Raw genomic sequence first — 18,177 nt, 5'->3', positions numbered from 1 at the left:
CACGGGCCCGGCTATCTGCCGCTGCTCGCTCGCAGCGTCGCCGGGGATGGGAGGGAGGTGAGGAGCACCAGGCTCCGGGGACCGGTGGCCGAGACCACGGCGGCGCGCTGGGCGCCAGCGTCCGGCGGGCAGGTGATCAGGTGGATGCGCAAGGCGTCGCCGCCGAGGGCCTCGAGGAACGGCTCCCCCCACTCGACCAGCAGGGCCGAGCCCTCGGCGCGCAGCTCTCGGAGACCGAGCTGCGACAGCTCCCCCTCGGAGGCGTCGGCGGTGTCCGACCCGAGCCGGTAGAGGTCGGCGTGGGCGATGGGGAGGCGCCCCTCGAGCTGGTGGACCAGGGTGAAGGTCGGGCTGGTGACCGGCACCTCGTGGGGCACGCCGAGCGCCCGGCACAGCGCGCGGGCGAAGAAGGTCTTGCCCGCCCCGAGATCCCCGGTGAGCACGACGAGGTCGCCGGGCTTCAGGAGCGGCGCGAGGGCGCCGGCGAGCCGCGTCGTGTGGCGGCGCGTGGGCAGCTCGATCTTCAAGGCTCAGAACCGGATCCCGACGCCCGCCGTGGCCCCGACCAGGAGCAGGAAGCCCTCGGCGAGGGGGACGAAGCGCAGGTTCCCGAGCTGGGCCTCGATCTGGAGGCCCGGGTAGAACCCGATGATCAACGTCGTGGCGGCGCTCATGGTGAAGCCGGCCTGGGTCTCGCGCTCGAAGGTCGCGCCGCGAGGCCCCTCCAGGTCGTTCGCGCCCGGTCGGATGAACGCTCCGGCCGTGGCCTCCACCCCGAGGTGGATGGCCGTCCCTTCCAGCCCCTTCGCACCCCGGTGCAAGCTCGGCGTGAAGAGATAACGCGCTCCCCCTTCGACCCAGACCGCCGAGGGCCCGGACATGTTGCTGCCCAGCTGGACGAAGGGCTCCAGCACCCCACCGACCGCGTACCCGAGGCGGATGGTCTCGACCACCGAAGCGCCCGTGCCGCGCGCGCCTTCTGCGCGGGCAACCGGGAAGGAGAAGCCGAGCACCGCCGACACGCCGAAGGGCTTCCCACCCGAGTACGCCGGCCAGACGCTGCGCACGGTGGTGATGTATTGCATGCGGGCGAGCTGCTTCTCGGGCTCCTCGGAGCTCGCCGGGTCTGCGGGAGGTGGCGGCTCCGTCGCGAGCGGCGCCGCGGAGGCGGGTGGAGGCGCGGGTGGCGCGGCCGAAGGGAGCCTCGCGAGCAGCGCGGCGCGCTCCCACGGCAGCTCGCCGTCGCCGATGCCCTCGATCCGGACGAGCACGGAGAGCATCTCCTGGATCTGCGGACCCGCCTTGTCCTGCTCGACCTCCCGCGCGACCGACTCGACCCGCCCCGTGGGGCCGTGGAAGGCGATGAGCTCGACCCGCGTCGTCTTCACCGCCGGCTCGACCAGCCCGAGCAGCACCCAGTCGGCGCTGGTCGCGGCCCCGAGGGTCCGGTACTCGTCGACGCTGTCGGGAACACCGTCGAGCACGGCCCAGAGCGACGCGGTGACCTCGCCTTCGGGGACCGCCGTGTGACCCAGGGCGGCGAGACCCCGGACCACGTCGGCCTGTGCCGTCTGTCGGGCGGCATCATCGGTCCCACCGCGCGCGGGGAGCACCGCCACGCGATCGGCGCGCGCAGCTCCCGCGGAGAGGGAGGTCGCGAGGGCCGCGGCGAGGCAGGGTAGCCAGCGGATCATCGGGCGGATGCTAGCGGGGGTGAGGCCTCTCCCCAAGTGGGTGGCTCGTCTCCGTCGGTGGACCGGCCCGACCCGAGCGGGTCTCTCGCCTGGAGATGCCCCCGTGCGCCTCGGTCGGGCGGCTGCGCGTGTGAGCAGGTGAACGTGGAGATGTGTGGATGAGTTCGCAGCTCCGCCGCGACTTTGGGTAGCCTCCGGAGCCATGGCTGCCGTCCCGAAGCCGCCTCGCGCGATGCCTCCGCCTCATCGCCCCGGCGCCGCAGCTTCTCCCGAGCGGCCCCCACGCTCCCCCGCGTGGCCGCCGCGAACGGCGGTCCTCGCGCCCCCGTCCGCGCCAGCTCCGTCCGCGTCGCCTTCGCCCGTGTCTGCCGACTCCATCGACGCGCAGACCCTCGCCCGACCGCATCCCGGTCCGCACGCGGCGTGGTCCCCCCCGCCCTACGCACCCGCCATGACGCCGATGACGCCGCATCCAGCTCAGCCGGCTCATGCAGCGCCGCCCGTCCCGCAGGGACCGATGGGCGTCCCGCAGGGACCGGTGGAGGCGGACTCGCTGTTCGACGACGCGCGGAAGACCCAGCCCTTCTTCCGCGCCGCAGACGTGCCGCGCCCTTCGTACTCGTCCCTGCCGCCCGCCAGCGTCAACGTCGCGCTCGGCTCGCTCGACGAGTTGCAGACCGCACAGCGCTACGAGGTCAAAGAGCTGCTCGGTGAAGGCGGGATGGGCGAGGTCTTCCTGAGCACCGATCGCCTCATCGGTCGTGACGTCGCCGTCAAGGTCATGCGCGCCGAGTACATGGAGAACCACGAGGTGCGCGCGCGCTTCGAGCGCGAGGCCCGCGTGCAGGGCCAGCTCGAGCACCCCGCCGTCGTGCCCGTCTACGACCTCGGGATCCAGGAGAACGGCGAAGCGTTCTTCACCATGAAGCGCGTCCATGGCGAGACCCTCGAAGACATCATCGACGGCCTCGCCGAGGGCGACCCGGAGCTGTCGGCAAAGTATTCACTGCGCCGGCTGCTCAGCGCCTTCAGCAACGTGTGCCTCGCCATCGCCTTCGCGCATGCCCGCGGCGTGCTCCACCGCGACCTCAAGCCGGGCAACATCATGCTCGGCGCCTACGGCGAGGTGCACGTCCTCGACTGGGGCCTGTCCAAGATCATGAACCCCGAGGCAGGACAGACCTCCATCACCACCGATCCTCGCTTCGCCACCAAGACGGCGGTGGGCCAGATCCTCGGCACCCCGGGCTACATGGCCCCCGAGCAGATGCGCGGCGAGATCGAGGCCCAGGGGCCCGCGACGGACGTCTACGCGCTGGGCGCGATCCTCTTCGAACTCGTCACCCTGGAAGGCCTCCACGGGCGGCCCACCTTGCAAGCGCTGTTCAAGTCGACGCTCGACGGCGCCGACGCCCGCGCCTCGGTACGCGCCCCCCACCGCAACATCCCCCCTGAACTCGACGCCATCTGCGTGCGCGCGACCGAGCTCGATCCGAAAGCCCGCTACCAGACCACCCGGGAAATGCACGAAGCCCTGGAGCGCTTCCTCGATGGAGACCGCGACCTCGAGCGCCGGCGCGCCTTCGCCTCGGCGCACGCCGAAGAGGCCGAGCGCGCAGCGGGTGCGTTCGCTCGCGGCGGCGCCCAGGCCATGGCGGCGCGCGAGACGGCGTTGCAGAACGCCCTCGCCGCGCTGGCCTTCGACCCGCACAGCGCCCCGGCCCTGGAGACCCTCGCCAGGCTGCTCCTGTTCGTCCCTGGAGAGATGCCGCCCGAGGCGCGTCAGGAGTTCGACACGAGCCGCAGCGCCGTCTCCCGCGCCGGCCGACGCGCGATGGTCATCGCGTACGCCTGCTGGCTCGCCGGGATGCTCCTCGCCATGCCGCTCGGCATCCGCAGCGTCTCGTACTGGGTCGTGATCGGGCTGATGGTGCTCCTCGTGGGCGGCGCCGTCTGGGCCGCGAGGCGACCCGCGGGCGCGCGCGCCGCCCTCGCCGTCCATGCCCTCGCCGCCGTGGTCATGGGCTTGCTCAGCCTCTGGATGGGCCCCTTCGTCATCGTCCCCGCCCTTGCCGCGAGCCACGCCATCGGCTTCGTGGTCCAGGGGGATCGTCGCTACCACGCCCACGCGATCACGGTGAACGTGCTGGCCATCGCCGTCCCCGTGCTGCTCCAGACCCTGGGGATCCTCCCGCCCTCGTACGAGTTCCAGCAGGCCGGGATGACGGTCATCGCCCGCATGACCGGCTTCCCTCCGCTCATCACCCCGGCGTTTCTCTTGATCATGAGCGTGGCGATGGTCGTCGTCCCGGCCTGGATGATCCAGCGAGCGCGCGCGCGCACCGAGGAGCTGGAGCGCCGCCTCTTCATGCACAGCTGGAACCTGCGGCACCTGCTCCCCAACGCCGCCCGCTCTGCCGCGGCGATCCCGGCGCCTGCGGTCGACCGACAGCGCGCGGCCCGCCCGGCGAGAGCCCGCAAGCGCTGAGCGTCGAGAGAAGCGAAACGTCGAGAGGAGCGGAACGTCGAGGGGGAGCGGAACGTCGTGGGGCGCAACGTCGGCGGGAAACGAAACCGAGGCCGCCACCCGCTCACGCTCCCGGAGTACGGGAGCACCTCGACGTGCTCACCCAGAGGGCCATGACGCGAGCGCCACGTGTCGTGCTCACCTCGATGACCATCGCGTGAGCACCACCTGACGTGCTCACCGACGTCGCGCTTCTGCCGACCACCCGCGTCCTGACGCTTTTAGCGACGCTGCCCGGGCGGCTGCCCCGGCCTTTGCTGCTGCTGACCCGGCGGCTGCCCCGGCCTTTGCTGCTGTTGCCCTGGCGGCTGCCCCGGCCGCTGTTGCTGCTGACCCGGTGGCTGCCCCGGCCTTTGCTGCTGCTGCCCTGGCTGCTGCCCTCCCCGCACCCCTTGCGCCGGCTGCGCCGCCGCTGGCCAGATCTGCGCGCGCACCTCCGCGGGGATCGGGTAGTTCGCCACGTTCCCGTGCGTGTCGTTCAGCACCTGGTTCACGTAGTTCTGGTTCCTGTCCGGCAGCGGCACGTGCTGACCGTTCTGGATGTTGAGGAACGGATCGACCACGTACTGCCGACCGCCCGGCGCCGCCCGGAACTCGTTGCCGCCGTTGTACGCGCGGATCGCTCCGCGCAGCACCAGCCCTTCCGGCGCCTCCGGCAGGTTCGGGTTGTTTCGCCGCAGCCGCGCCAGAAGCCGCCGTGACGTCGCGATGTGCGTGTTGCGGAAGCTCTGCACGCCCTCCCGCACGTTCTTCTTCCAGTCCCAGAAGATGCGCGGGAAGAAGTTGTTCGGCTCCGTCACCCGGTTCTGCGGCCACACCCACTCGTCGGCCACCGGATCCCGCTGCGCGATCCCCACGCCCGCAGGCGCTCCGTAGAGCGGCTCTCCGTTCTCGAACTGCTCCAGCCGGTGCACCGACTCGTGGCACATGATGCGGAGCAAGCACCACGCCTGATCGCCCGCGATCTCCGCGATCAACGCCTCCACGTGCGCCCGCGTCGCATTCTTCCCCTTCACCTTCATCCCGGTGACGGTCTTCGTTGCCTTCAGGTTGCCGATCTCGGGCCCGCCCTCGTACGTCACCGTCAGCTCCAGATCGCCGCCCACCAGCTCTCCGGGCGTCAGCTCGAACTCCTTCTCCTCGCCGGGCGTCGTCGTCGTGCTGCCCCCGCTCAGCCGGTACTGCTGCCGGATCCCGCGGCTCGACCGCTGCGGATCGCGCGTCAGGTACGTCCCGCTGATCGTGAACTCCCACGTCAGCTTGCCCGACGACACCTCTTGCCCCTGGAACTGCACCTTCGCGTGCAGCTTCAGCTTCGGCATCGACGGATCGGGCGTCGGGTGTCCACCCGGCTCGATCTCGTGCTGGCTGTTCGCCGTCGGGGACACCACCTCGATCTGGATCGGCACCGCGTGCGTCGTCGGCTGTGCCGAGCGCGTGGACTGCGCCGGCGTCTGGCCCACCTGCACCCGCGGTTGCGTCTGCGGCTGTGCGGCGGGTTGCGCGGCCGGTTGTGCTGCTGCCGGTTGCTGCGCTGCTTGCTGCCCTTGCGCGGCGGCGGGTCGAGGTTGCGGCACGGGTGCCTGTGCGGGTGTCGCTGCGGCAGAGGGCGTCCCGCTCGATGCGGCCGGCGTGGGCGCTTGCGACCCTGCGGCCGCACCACTGCTCGCCGGCAACCGGATCTGCTGACCCACCTGGATCCGATCGGGGTTCGTGATCTCCGGGTTGAGCCGCAGCAGCGCGCCCACCGACGTCCCGTTCTGCTGGGCGATCTTGCCGATCGTATCTCCGCCCTTCACCCGGTAGTTTTGCCCCGCAGGCGGCGTGATCGCCGGCTGCGGCGCTGCCACGGGCGGTGCTGCTGCGGCCGGTGCACTCGCCGCCGCAGCCGCGGGTGCTCCCCCTTGCGCTGCGGCCGGTGCGGCCGCGACCGGCGTCGCCGCCGCGCCTGGAGCCACTGCCGACGCGCCCGCAGGTGCCGCCGAAGCCTGCGTTGCCGCCGACGCGCCCGACGCGCCCGCCGCTGGTGCCGCAGCCGCAGGCGGTGGCGATCCCACCACCAGCCGGTAGTCCCCGGTCTGCTCCACCGGGAACCGCACCATCCCGCGCCCATCCGTCCGGCGCGCGGCCGACGTCGTCCCGTCGCCCTGCTCCACGTAGCAGGTCACGTCGGCCATCGGGCTCCCGTCGTCCGAGATCAGCTTGAACCACACCTCGTGGTCGCTCACCGCGGCCTTCGACGCGTCACCCTGCCGCACCTCGACCGGCGGGTTGATCTGCACGAACGGCCCGCCGTTGATCTTCACTTCCTTGCCGCGGATGGCGATGTTCGACTCCGCCGTCACGATGATGTCCGGCCCGTTGAGCTGGATCGTCGCGCCGCCCGTGGTCACCGTGATCCGCCCCGCGATGATCTCTCGCCGCGTCGCGCTCTCCGACACCACCGGATCGGCCGCGTCGGCCACCCGCTCCTTGCCTTCCACCTTGCCCATCGTGACCGCGTGCCCCGCCCCGGCCTCGATCGCGTCGTCCTCGCCGACGTTCACCCCCAGATCGCTGCCGATGATCTGCGTCCGGTCCCGCCGCGTCGTCTCCGCCTCGTCGTTCTTCACGACCTTCTGCAGGTCGCGCTCCGAGCGGAGGAACACCTCTTCCAGCCCCGCTTTGTCGTCGAACGACAGCTCGTGGTAGCCCGACCCTTCCGGCGTCGACCGCGTCCGCCACACGCTCTTCGTCTGGTTCGCGGGCAGCCCGTACGGCGGCGGCGCCGCCCCGTTGTATACCCGGCCCACGATCACCGGCTCGTCCGGGTTCCCCTCGTAGAAGTCCACGATCACCTCGTGGCCCACCCGCGGGATCGCCATCATCCCCCAGCCAGCACCGGCCCACCCCTCGTTCACCCGCACCCACGCCGTCCGGTTGTCGTCGAACGCCCCCTCGCGATCCCAGTGGAACCGCACCCGCACCCGCCCGAACTCGTCGGTGTAGATCTCCTGCCCCGAGGGCCCCACCACGATCGCGCTCTGCAGCCCGTGCACCACCGGCCGCGGCGTCTTCTGAGCTGGCCGGATCGCCTCGTCCGCGAACGCGGCCGTCACCCCCAGCGTCCACTCCCCCGTCGCGTCCCCGTGCACCTCCAGCCCGACCACCAGAAGGTTCCGGTCCGGCCCGAGCTGCGGCTTCGGATGACCCGAAAGCCGCACCCCGCTGCCGGCCGACAGCCCGATCACGTTCGACGAGAACTGCACCCCGCGCCGCTCACCCCGCAGCCCGTGCAGCCGGTTCGTCGCCAGCGCATAGCCCTCGTGCTCGCTCACGCGCGCGTGGCTCTTGTCGTCGGCCACCGGCGAATCGTTCGGCAGTTCCCCCGACGCCGGCAGATCGATCCGCCCCATCCCGGGTGCGTACCGGTACTGCTCCAGCAGCTCCTCCCCTTCCCCGAACGCCTCGAACCGGTACGTCAGCTGGTAGCGCGGCCGCCGGAAATCGTAGTCCACGATCGCCGCCTTGCCCGGCTTCACCTCCGTCGACATCGTCACTGCCGTCGCCCACGGCGTGCTCGCGCGCTCCCCCGGGTTGTCGATGTACGGCAGGGGCGCGAGATCCGACGTCGCCCCTTCTGGCCGGTCGGTGAGCACCAGCGTCGACGCCCCCTCGCCGAGCGGCTCGAAGAAGTAGCTGATCCCCGCGTCTTCCAGCAGCCGGCTCAGGAACGCGAAGTCCGTCTCCCCGTACTGCGCCCGGTACTCGAGCTTCGGGTGACGCCCCTGGTCCACCCGCAGCTCCACGGGCACCTGCCACTCCCCGAGCAGCTGCTCGGCGATCTCCGGCGCCGACTGGTGCTGGAAGATCCGGTGGTTCACCCGCTGCGTCAGCAGCCACAGCGTCGGCGCCAGGCTCACCCGGTACGTCGACAGCCCGTCTTCCTCCACGTCGAGCAGCTCGGCGCCGAAGCAGACCCCGCCCCAGGACCGCTGCCCCAGCGGGCCCCCGTCGACCTGGAAGCGTGCCGGCTTGCCCACGAGCTGATCGAGATCGATCGACGGGCTCGGCGACATCGCGACCAGCGCCACCTCGAAGAGCGTGGACAGCCCCTCCTGCACCTCGAAGTGCCGCACGGAGAGGCCGGCCGCGTCCGCCGGAGAGTCGGAAAAGGAGAGCTCCAAAAGGGCCATCGGTGCCGTGGATCCGTGGGTTCGGGGGTGACGCGGTGCCCGCTCGGCGGTTCCCCCTGGGCGTCATGGGGGGAGCACCCTGCGGACGACGTCACCTCAGTCGCAGTTGATCTTCACGTTGGGGCCGCCCTTGATGATCACGTCCCCCGAGCGCGCCGTGATGGTGATGTTCCCTTCCGCCTCCAGCGCGACATCGGGACCATCGAACGTCAGCGACGCCTGACCAGTCGTGTAGACGATCTTCTTGTCCGACATGGTGAGGCTCGTGGGCGCGCCACCGCCGCCGCCCTCGCCCTTCACCACCACCTCGTGCCGCGTCCCCACCACCGTCGAGTCCATCCCGCCGACCGTCGCCTTCCGGCTCCGCCCCACGGTGATCGTCCGGCTCCCGCCCGTGCGCTCCACCTCGTCCATCTTCACGAGCTTGGTCAGGTCGCGCTGCGCCTGGATGGAGATCAGCTCCGCCCCCTTCTGGTCCTCGAACGAGATCTCGTTGAACCCGTCCGAGCTGGGCGTCGAACTCGTCTTCCACCCGCTCCGCGTCTGGTTCCGCGGCAGCGCGTACGGCACGCGCGTCGTGTTGTTGAAGACCCGCCCGATGATCAGCGGCTGATCGGGGTTCCCCTCCAAAAAGCCCACCGTCACTTCCTGGCCGATGCGTGGGATGGTCATCATCCCGTAGCCCCCGCCTGCCCAGCCCTGGCTCACCCGGATCCAGCACGAGCTCTTGTCGTCCATCTGGCCCTCGCGGTCCCAGTGGAACTGCACCCGCACCCGCCCGAAGTCGTCGGTGTGGATCTCTTGCCCCTCGGGCCCGACCACCACCGCGCTCTGCACGCCGGTGATCCGCGGCCGCGGCGTCTTGCGCGCCGGCCGGAACGGCTCGGTCGCGAGGGCCGCCCGACCACTCACGCTCCACTCCGCGCCCGGCGCACCGCTCAGCGACAGCTCCGTCACCAGCAGCGTCCGCCCTTCGCCGAACACCGGGTGCGGATGCCCTGCCACCGAGAAGATCGTCCCTGGCGACAGCGTGAGCGCGCTCGACTCGAAGCCGACCACCACCCGACTCTTCCGCTCTCCCTCCAGCGCGCGGGCTGCCAGCGCCGCGCCTTCCTTCTCATCGTGTCGCGCCGCCCCTGCCGCGCTCACGTCCCCGCCCGACGTCCCCTCCACCAGGAACGCCCCAGGCTCGTACTGGTAGTGCTCCAGCTTGTCTTCCGGCGCGCGTCCAGCCGCCGACTTGCCGAACAGCTCGAAGTCCGGCCGCCGCTGGAAGTCGAAGTCCCGTACCGTGTACGCCCCTTGCCGCACCCGCTGCGCCACCGTGATCCGCGTCAGGAACTCCTGTCGCGCCTCGGCCTGCGGCTGATCGTGGAACGTCATCGCCCCGCCAGGCCGGTGCTCCGCCGCTTGCGGCCGGTCCGACAGCACGAGCTGGCTCTGCCCGCTCTCCGCGTCGAACTCGAAGAAGAACGAGATCCCCGCCTCCTCCAGGAGCCGGCTCACGAACGCGTAGTCCGTCTCCGCGTACTGCACCCGGTACTCGAAGCGCGGGTACTGCCCCTTGTCGATCTTGAGGCTCGGCGTGATTTGCCACTCCGCGAGCAGCTTCTCGACGATCTCGGGGATGGAGAGGTGCTGGTAGATCCGGTTGTTCTGCCGCTGCGTCGCGAGCCACAGGTGCGGCACGAGGCGCAGGTGGTAGGTCGACAGGCCCGTCTCCTCCCCTTGCACCTGCTCGAACTGCGAGCAGATTCCCGTCCACGCGCGCGACTGCGCGGCGCCACCGAGCACGCCGCCGTTGATGCGGAACGACGCGCCTTGACCGACCACCGCGTCGAAGTCCACATCGTCGATGCGCGACACCGCGACCACCGACACGTCGAACAGACCGGAAATGGACTCGCTCACCCCGAAGTGGCGCACGGAGAGATCGAGGCCGGAGGCGAAGGACAGCTCGAGGTTCTCTAGGATCATCATCGACTGCTTCCCGTTGTCCGCTTCCCGTTGCCCGGGGGCTAGGCGAGCACCTTGAGCGCCCGGTTGTAGTACTTCTTCCGGTCTTCGTAGTGGAGCCGGGCGCTGTTGATCCGGTAGGTCAGGTCCCAGAAGTTCTGGGCGTCGGCGAGCGGGTTGAGCTTCCGCTTCTTCCAGTACCAGCCCGCGATGCGGAACCCGACCGACGGCTGACTCGCGATCGTCGGGTTCCCCTCCAGATCGAGGCCCAGATCCTTGCCGGCGGCGCGGTAGTTGTAGCGCCCGGTGAGCTGGATGGGCCCGCGCCCCTTGTACCGCTTGCCGTCGCCGGGGTTCACGTTCCCGAGCTCCAGCGCCTTCTTGCGGTTGACGGTGATGTCGTACGCCTGCCCCGACGCGATCTCTTCCATCCAGCGGAACTCGCCGCTCTCGTGCGCGATCTGCGCGAGGAACGCCGAGATGCGCAGGCGCGAGTTCACGTCGAATTCGCCCATGGCGCGGTTCAGCGGGTCGAGCATGGTCTCGGCGCGCGCGCGCTTGACCACGGTCATCACCTGGCAGAGCTGATCCAGCGTCACCAGCTTTGGCGCGACGCCGCCCTTGCCCCCCGAGGGCACGGGCGCTTGCGCCCCGCCTCCCGAGCCGCCGCCGCTGCCGCTGCCGCCGGACGATGCACCGGGCGCCTGGCCGAGCGCGGCGCGCGTCTTCGGTCCCACCACGCCATCGGGGTCGAGGCCCTGCGCACGCTGGAACTCTCGGACGGCAGTCGCGGTACGCGGACCGAAGTCGCCGTCGACGGGGATGCGCTGACTGGCAGGCAGGTGCTGGTTGAGCTGCCGTTGCAGCTCGGCCACCTCCGGACCACGCGCGCCTTGTTTGAGGCTCGTCATGCGGTTCCCAAGGTGTGAGACGGTAGCTGATCACCCACCATCCTTGGAACCCGAGAAGTTCCAGCCAAACACGAAATAAGTGCAGGGATATCGGACAGTTCGCTCGCCGCTGAAGGACGCGGCGCGCCATGCGCAGAACCGAGGGTCGCCACCGCAGGATCCGTTGGCTCACCAAGGAGCGGACGCGACCAGAGCGACCAGGCGCGGCCCGCGACCGGACATGGACCGTGAAGGGGCGGACGCCGCGCGTCTCTGCGGAGAGGCTCAGAGGCAGGAGAGATAGACGCGCAGATCGTCGACCGAGGACTTCTCCACGGTGGCGCCGGGCGGCATCGCACCCGACTCGACCTCGCTCATCATCTTCTCGGCGTTCGCCTTCACGGTCGTCGCGTTGTTGAAGTCGAGGCCGCCCTGCGAGCCCCCGGCCGTCGAGTGGCACGTGACGCACTGGTTCGCGATGACCGACGCGCCACGCGACTGCTGCGCGTCGGAGTCGGGCGGGCACTCGACGAGCACGTCGGGATCCGGGCTGCCGTCGCTTCCATCATCACCACCGCAGCCAGCGACCAAGGCAAGAACGGAGACCGCAAGCATTCCAAAACGAAGCTGGACCGAGAAACTCTTCATGGGGGCATTCTACGGGCGGTCTCGGAGAAGGTGCAGCATGAAGGCGCTGCGCGACATCCGGTACGCGCGTCGACGCGTGGGGGTCACGCCTCGGCCACGACGGCCCACCGCGCCGTTCGCTGCCGGTGGGGCGAATCGTCCCATCGGACGCGCGCCGTGCGTGCTGCCTCACGAGAACGATGCTCTGAGGCGCGAACCGCACGATCCTGTCGCACGGCGCACGGCGGCGCCCCGTGGCCGTCATGTCGTAGCAGGTGGGAAAGCGGCGGGTGAGACGCGGCGAGTGAGTGCGCGACGGGTGAGTGCGCGACGGGTGAGACGTGGCGGGTGAGACGTGGCGGGTGAGTGCGCGACGGGTGAGACGGGGCGGGGGAGATGCGGGGGTAGAACGCGCGGGGGCTCAGGCTGCCCAGGGGCGCTTCTGCCAGAGTCCCACGAGCACGCGGCCCACCTGGAGGACTTGCTCCATCCGGCTCCCGTACCGGAACGACTCGGCCCAGCGACGTGGATCTTCCCAGCGGGACGACCCGGCGCCGCGCGCGTCGCTGGTCTTGTCGTCGGCCGCATGGAACCCGCTCGACCACGAGCCTGCGCCCAGCCGGCGGGACAGATGCTGCTCCAGCGCTTCGCCGATCACGTTGCTCATGTCGCGGTCCTGCGCGATGCAGTGCATCGCCAGACGCTCGGCGAGCGGCTGGGGCAGGTAGACGGTGACGGGCATCAGCGTCCTGCCCGTGGCATCCACGACCGGGGGCTCCGGCGAAGGGGTCACCGGGTCCGGTGCGCCGCCTGCGCGCGAAGGCTCGGCGCTGCCTGCGGCGGTCTCCGCGGTGGCGCCGCCGTCGCCTTCCTTCGTCGGCGCGCCCTCGGAGGTCGTTGCAGACGGGTCGGGTGACACGGCGGCCTCGCTCCGAGCGGACGACGCCTCGCTGACGGCCGGTGCCTCGACGCTCGCCTTCACCTCGGCGGCTGCCGAAGCATCGACCCGCTCCGACGTCTCGTGCGTCATCGCGGTCGTCGCCGCTGCCTCGGCGGTCGACGCTCCCGGCGCAGCCGTGGAAGCCGCGACCCTCGCCTTCTCGTCGACAGCCGTCGCCGTCTCGACGCTCGCCGTCTCGACGCTCGCCGTCTCGACGCTCGTGGCCTCGACGCTCGCCGTCTCGACGCTCGCCGTCTCGACGCTCGTGGCCTCGACGTGCACCTTCTCGACGCTTGCTCCTTCGACGGCGACGGCCGGCGCGCCGTCGCTTGCGGCCACCGACGCCGTCGGCGCCATCCTGGCCGTCACCGCCGGTGCGACGTGCGCGCGACGAGACCTTTGCGGGGACGGGGTCGCAGACTGCGTCTCGGCGGAAGCCGCGACGAAGGCGTCGAGCTTCTCAGGCGACGGCGGCTTGCGCAGCGACACCTTGACGTGCTTCTTGGCCATGGCAGAGCATCTCCAGTTCGTCGAACAGTTGAACGATCTCGCGGGCGGCGGCGTCACGCGGGGCGTACGAGCTCACGCCCTGCCCCATCGCCAGCGCCTCCTGATAGGCGATCCGGTAGCCGAGCTCCGTCTGGAGCACCGGCAACCCCGTGGTCTCCAGGACCGAGCGCGCTCCTTTTCCGAGCGCCGTTCGGCCCTGCTTGCGCGTGATGAGGACACACCCGAGCAGCTCCTCGCGCACCGCGCGCGCCTCCTCGAACACCTCCACGGCTGCGGTGAGCGCCCACGCGTCGGCCGCCGTCGGCCCGCAGGGGAACACCGCGAGGTCGGCGACCATCAGCGCCGAGCGCGCCACGTCACCCTGCCGCGGGGGGCAGTCGATGAGCACCACGTCGTACGCCGGCGCGACCGCGAGCAGCTGACCCGGCCGGTGCATCGCGGCGCCCATGGCCACGATCGTCGGGCTCGGATGCCCCGCCTCGCACGCCACCTCGCCCCACGTCCGGATGGTGCCCTGCGGGTCCGCGTCCACGACCAGCACCTTCCGGCCCCGCTCCATGGCGGCGACCGCCAAGCTCACGGCCGTCGTGCTCTTGCCGATCCCACCCTTCTGTCCGGTGAGCGCGATGATCATGGGCCCCGACTACCGGACGCGCTGCGTCATGGCCCAATTTTGCGTGCTTCTGCCCAGCAATCGTGGGTCGCGGTCCAGTGAGAGGAGAATGCGTCCGTCCGACCCGTCCTGGAGCGTCGAGGAACACGGAGTGAATCCGTTCACGGTGGACGAACGTGACCTCGAGCGCCCAGGCGAGCTTCCCGAGGGGTCGGGAGGCATGCCTGGGGCGCCCAGGTCAGCCCCGAGGCCTCGGGAGGCATGCCTGGGCAATCCAGGTGACCGTCCCGAGGGGTCGGGAGGCATGCCTGGGCAGCCCAGGTGACCGTCCCGAGGGGTCGGGAGGCATGCCTGGGTAGCCCAGGTGACCGTCTCGAGGGGTCGGGAGGCATGCCTGGGCAGCCCAGGTGACCATCCCGAGGGGTCGGGAGGCATGCCTGGGCAGCCCAGGTGACCGTCCCGAGGGGTCGGGAGGCATGCCTGGGCAGCCCAGGTCAAAAAGCCCGATGAATGGAGGGGTTCGTCGGGCTGTGCGACCGCCGGAAGGGGTTCGACGGGAGGGGGCGAGCGTCGGGCCTGAAGCAATCTACGCTCGAGACGGAATGTAGAGCGACGGCCTGGAGGCTTTGGGACACGCGCTCCCGTCGCGCCTCGGGAATGCGTATCGCGCCGCTCTCATGCGGTTTCATACGGAAGGTGAAGCGCGAGAGGGGTTCTGGATGACCGAACTCGATGTTCCCGTCTCGTGCAGGCGGCGCGCTGTACCCAACGGTCCACACCGCCGCTCTAGATGCGTTCGCTTCGTGTAAGACAGCGCAGCGGATCCCGTTGAGGCTGTCACCATGCCTCGCGCTCGTCCCCCGGAGATCCTTCCCCCCCTCTTCCTTCTCGTCCTCGGCGCCTGGGTCGGCAGCGGGTGCGGCGGCGGAGCGTACGACGCGGCCACGGCGGCGATGGCGCCCGAGCCGAGCGCGTTCACCGGTGCCTCCATGGAGTCCGCCCCGGCGGCTCCGTCCATGGAGGCGAAGCAGGAGGAGGCGCCTCGGGACGACGCGGCGGGAGGGAAGAAGGACAAGCCCGCCGAGACCTGGAAGCGCTCCCGGCTCCGCGCCCACGCGGCCCGGATCAAGATCGGCGACACCGAGGAGATCCCGGTCCGCACCTTCCAGGCCCAGGTCACCGTCGATGGCACGCTCGCGCGCGTCGTGCTCGATCTCGTCGTCCACAACGACCGCGGTCCCACGTACGAGGGCAACTTCCAGCTCCGCCTCCCCGAAGGGGCGTCGCCCTATTACTTCGCCTTCGGGGAGTCGACGCTCCAGGTCGCCGGCGACCCGCAGCCCGTGCTGTTCTCGCGGGAGCAGACGCTCGCCATGGGCGCCGATCCCGGCCGCATCTTCGCCGACCGCGAGCGCGTCTGGCAGGGGGTGAAGGAAGCCCGCGTCGTGCCGCGCGAGGTCGCCGCGCTCGCCTACGGAGACACCGTTCGGCGTGCCGTCGATCCCGCCCTCGTCGAGTGGGCAGGGCCCAGCATCTTCAACGCGCGCGTCTTTCCGCTGACCGGCCGGCGCTCGCACCGCATCGTCGTCGGCTACGACGTCCCGCTCACGTCCATCGGCGGCGACCTCCAGTACACCTTCGATCTGCCCGAGCGCGTCGAGCGCACCGTCGTCGATGTCACCGTCACGCCGCCCGCGGGCGCGCGCGTCGAGGCGACGACACCGGCCACGGATGCCGCGAACGCTCCCGTGACGGGTGGCGCCCTCGCCGTTGCCGGAGCCCCCGCGGTTGCTGGCGCCCCTGCTGCGGGTGCCTCTGCTGCTGGCGCCCCTGCTGTTGGAACCCCTGCCGTCGCTGGAACCCCTGCCGTCGCTGCTGGCGCCGCCGCTGCCAGCCCGGGTCGCCGCACGTTCCACTACGAGTCACCCACGGGTGCGGAGATCGCGCTCCGCATCCGCAACCCGAAGCCTGCTCACCTCGTCGCCACCGACGACGCGACCGGCGCTTACTTCACCGCCGAGGTCATGCCCGAACCGTCCGCACTCGGCGTACCCGGTGCCGCGGGCACCACGGGCATCGCGAGCGCAGCGGGCGCACCGGGTGCCGCGGGCACCGCGAGCGCCGGGGCTGCCGTGAAGGGAGGCCGTGACACCGCGGCGGCACTGTTCCTGGTCGACACCTCGCTCTCGTCGAACCCGGACCGCTTCAACGTCTGGCTCGGCCTGCTGGAAGCGATCCTCGCGAACAACCGCGACACCCTCCAGCAGTTCAACGTGGCGTTCTTCGACATCGAGCAGCGCTTCTTCCAGCCGCGCTTCCTGAAGAACGACGCCAGCGCCGTGCAGTCCCTGCGCGCGTACGCCGAGCAGCTCGCGCTGGAGGGCGCGACGGATCTCGGGGGGGCCTTGCGCGCCGCGATGGCGCCGCCCGGCAAGAACGAGGCGGGGGCGCCGACGCGCTGGGACGTGTTCCTGCTCAGCGATGGCGCCGCGACGTGGGGCGATGCGGACACCCGCGCGATGGCGCACCGGCTCGACGGGAGCCCGGTGCGCGCGGTGTACGCCTACCAGACCGGGCTCCCGGGCACGGACACGGACGCGCTGTCGTTGCTGGCGCGCGAGACGGGGGGCGCGCTGTTCTCGGTGACGGGCGACGCCGAGGTGCGGGCTGCGTCGGTGGCGCACCGTGCCAGGCCGCTGCGCTTGCTCGACGTCCGCGTGGCCGGCGCGAGCGACGTGCTGCTCGGGGGTCGGCCTCGCTTCGTGTTCCCGGGCCAGCGGCTGCGGGTGGCCGGCCGCGGCGTGCCCGCCAAGGGCGCGGCGCTGGAACTCTCCGTGGAGAGCGATGGCGTGAGCCGCGTGGTGCGGGCGCCTCTCGGCGACGCGATCCCGTCGCCCATCGCCACGCGCGCGTACGGGCTCGTGGCGGTGAGCCAGCTCGAGGAACTCTCGCCGGCGACGGAGCGCTCGGCACGCCCGTATGCGACGCACTTCCGCGTGCCTGGCAAGACCTGCTCGCTGCTCATGCTGGAGTCCGAGGCGGACTACGCGCGCTTCGGCATCCAGCCGGCGGACGACGCGCGCGTGGTGCGGTCGAGCGCGGTGTCGCGGCTCGTCGCCGACGCGCTCCGCCAGGAAGAGGGCACGCGGGGAGATCCGAAGCGCGCCTTCTTGCAGTGGCTGGAGCGGCTGCCCAAGGTGGTGCCGAACCTGACGCTCTCGTTCCCGGCGTCGTTCCGGGCAGCGCTCGAGAAGATGCCGGTGTCGAGCTTCTCCGTGAGCGCGCCCCCGCTCGTGGTGAAGGCGCGCGAGCGGTCGAAGCTCGCCGAGGACGTGCAGCGCATGCTCGCGCGGCACGAGCTTTCCTACGACTGGATCGCCTACGACGCGGGCGAGCGGTTCAAGACCTTCGGGGCGGGCGATGCGCTGAAGTCGTGGAGTTCGCTCGTCGAGGAGAACCCGGGCGACGCGGTGCTCGCGCGTGACGTGGGCACCTCGGCGATGACCATGGGCCTCGTGGCCGACGCCTACCACCTGTTCCGGCGGGTCTCGGTGACGCGGCCCCACGAGCCGCAGACGTACCATGCGATGGCGCGGAGCCTGGCGCGGCACGGGATGAACGACCTGGCGATGGCCTGGTTCGAGGTGGGCCTCGCCGGAAGCTGGGACGACAGGTTCGGTGACTTCCGGCAGATCCTGGCGCTCGACTACCTGGACCTGCTCCGCCGCATCGCCACGAACCAGGCGAAGAGCAGCGTGCCGGAGTTCGCGCGCGAGCGGTTCGCGGGCGTGCGCTCGCTGGTGGGGGTGGAGCGCGCCGACGTCGTGGTGACGATCACCTGGAACACCGACGCGACGGACGTGGACCTGCACGTGATCGAGCCGAGCGGGGAAGAGTGCTTCTACGGTCACCGGAAGACGAAGAGCGGCGGGCAGCTCACCCGTGACGTGACGCAAGGCTACGGGCCGGAGATGTACGTGCTGCCGCGTGCGCCGGAGGGGCGGTACCTGATCCGCGCCAAATACTTCGCGTCGGACCGGAACCGGGCCTCGGCACGGACCAAGGTCCACGCGACGGTCATCGAGGACTTCGGCAAGCCCGAGGAGCGCCGCACCGAGCGGCTGATCTCTCTGGAGACCGGCAAGGAGATGCACGAACTCCTGCAGCTGACCCGGACCGACCGCAAGCCGGCCGCCGTGGCGCGCTGACACGTGCCGTTTTACTTCCTCTCCCACTGGCTCTAGA

General features: G+C 71.0%; 10 protein-coding genes. 2 read left to right on the top strand and 8 right to left on the bottom strand.

The features are described from left to right. Positions 1 to 11 precede the first annotated feature (11 nt). The gene (tsaE, locus tag CMC5_RS02510; RefSeq protein WP_050428915.1) at positions 12 to 527 is read right to left on the bottom strand and encodes a tRNA (adenosine(37)-N6)-threonylcarbamoyltransferase complex ATPase subunit type 1 TsaE; all 516 of its coding nucleotides are present in this window, start codon (positions 525 to 527) and stop codon (positions 12 to 14) included. A 3-nt stretch (positions 528 to 530) separates the two neighbouring features. Continuing rightward, positions 531 to 1,694 (bottom strand): hypothetical protein, encoded by a 1,164-nt coding sequence (locus CMC5_RS02505; RefSeq protein WP_050428913.1) that lies wholly within the window; start codon positions 1,692 to 1,694, stop codon positions 531 to 533. Positions 1,695 to 2,145: 451 nt separating this feature from the next. On the opposite strand from CMC5_RS02505, the gene CMC5_RS02500 reads away from it, so the two are divergent. Continuing rightward, positions 2,146 to 4,182 (top strand): serine/threonine-protein kinase, encoded by a 2,037-nt coding sequence (locus CMC5_RS02500; protein WP_169796434.1) that lies wholly within the window; start codon positions 2,146 to 2,148, stop codon positions 4,180 to 4,182. Positions 4,183 to 4,442: 260 nt separating this feature from the next. On the opposite strand, the gene tssI is transcribed toward CMC5_RS02500, so the two are convergent. The 6 genes from tssI to parA form a co-directional block, all read right to left on the bottom strand. Continuing rightward, on the bottom strand, positions 4,443 to 8,396 hold the full coding sequence (gene tssI / locus CMC5_RS02495) for a type VI secretion system tip protein TssI/VgrG (protein WP_082362175.1): 3,954 nt from the start codon (positions 8,394 to 8,396) through the stop codon (positions 4,443 to 4,445). Between the two features lie 96 nt (positions 8,397 to 8,492). After that, the gene (locus CMC5_RS02490; RefSeq protein WP_082362174.1) at positions 8,493 to 10,376 is read right to left on the bottom strand and encodes a type VI secretion system Vgr family protein; all 1,884 of its coding nucleotides are present in this window, start codon (positions 10,374 to 10,376) and stop codon (positions 8,493 to 8,495) included. A 38-nt stretch (positions 10,377 to 10,414) separates the two neighbouring features. Next, positions 10,415 to 11,263, bottom strand: coding sequence for a peptidoglycan-binding protein (locus CMC5_RS46355; protein WP_082362173.1), 849 nt, complete (start codon positions 11,261 to 11,263; stop codon positions 10,415 to 10,417). Positions 11,264 to 11,527: 264 nt separating this feature from the next. Next, the gene (locus CMC5_RS02480) at positions 11,528 to 11,890 is read right to left on the bottom strand and encodes a c-type cytochrome (protein WP_156338075.1); all 363 of its coding nucleotides are present in this window, start codon (positions 11,888 to 11,890) and stop codon (positions 11,528 to 11,530) included. Positions 11,891 to 12,290: 400 nt separating this feature from the next. Further along, on the bottom strand, positions 12,291 to 13,319 hold the full coding sequence (locus CMC5_RS02475) for a hypothetical protein (RefSeq protein WP_050428908.1): 1,029 nt from the start codon (positions 13,317 to 13,319) through the stop codon (positions 12,291 to 12,293). After that, complete coding sequence (gene parA, locus CMC5_RS02470) at positions 13,270 to 13,953, bottom strand: ParA family partition ATPase (RefSeq protein WP_050428907.1); 684 nt, start codon at positions 13,951 to 13,953, stop codon at positions 13,270 to 13,272. Before parA ends, CMC5_RS02475 begins: the two co-directional genes overlap by 50 nt. A gap of 821 nt (positions 13,954 to 14,774) precedes the next feature. Here parA and CMC5_RS02465 point away from each other — a divergent pair. After that, complete coding sequence (locus CMC5_RS02465) at positions 14,775 to 18,140, top strand: hypothetical protein (protein WP_050428906.1); 3,366 nt, start codon at positions 14,775 to 14,777, stop codon at positions 18,138 to 18,140. Positions 18,141 to 18,177 lie beyond the last annotated feature (37 nt).

This window comes from Chondromyces crocatus, assembly GCF_001189295.1.
Taxonomy (GTDB): Bacteria; Myxococcota_A; Polyangia; order Polyangiales; family Polyangiaceae; genus Chondromyces; species Chondromyces crocatus.
The sequence above is the reverse complement of the archived record's forward strand: the minus strand, read 5'-3'. Positions and strand labels throughout refer to the sequence as shown.

Coding starts and splice junctions, on each gene's coding strand:
- CMC5_RS02505 (WP_050428913.1), bottom strand. CDS start 1,694: ATGATCCGCTGGCTACCCTGCCTCGCCGCGGCCCTCGCGACCTCCCTC.
- CMC5_RS02500 (WP_169796434.1), top strand. CDS start 2,146: ATGACGCCGATGACGCCGCATCCAGCTCAGCCGGCTCATGCAGCGCCG.
- tssI (WP_082362175.1), bottom strand. CDS start 8,396: ATGGCCCTTTTGGAGCTCTCCTTTTCCGACTCTCCGGCGGACGCGGCC.
- CMC5_RS02490 (WP_082362174.1), bottom strand. CDS start 10,376: ATGATGATCCTAGAGAACCTCGAGCTGTCCTTCGCCTCCGGCCTCGAT.
- CMC5_RS46355 (WP_082362173.1), bottom strand. CDS start 11,263: ATGACGAGCCTCAAACAAGGCGCGCGTGGTCCGGAGGTGGCCGAGCTG.
- CMC5_RS02480 (WP_156338075.1), bottom strand. CDS start 11,890: ATGAAGAGTTTCTCGGTCCAGCTTCGTTTTGGAATGCTTGCGGTCTCC.
- CMC5_RS02475 (WP_050428908.1), bottom strand. CDS start 13,319: ATGGCCAAGAAGCACGTCAAGGTGTCGCTGCGCAAGCCGCCGTCGCCT.
- parA (WP_050428907.1), bottom strand. CDS start 13,953: ATGATCATCGCGCTCACCGGACAGAAGGGTGGGATCGGCAAGAGCACG.
- CMC5_RS02465 (WP_050428906.1), top strand. CDS start 14,775: ATGCCTCGCGCTCGTCCCCCGGAGATCCTTCCCCCCCTCTTCCTTCTC.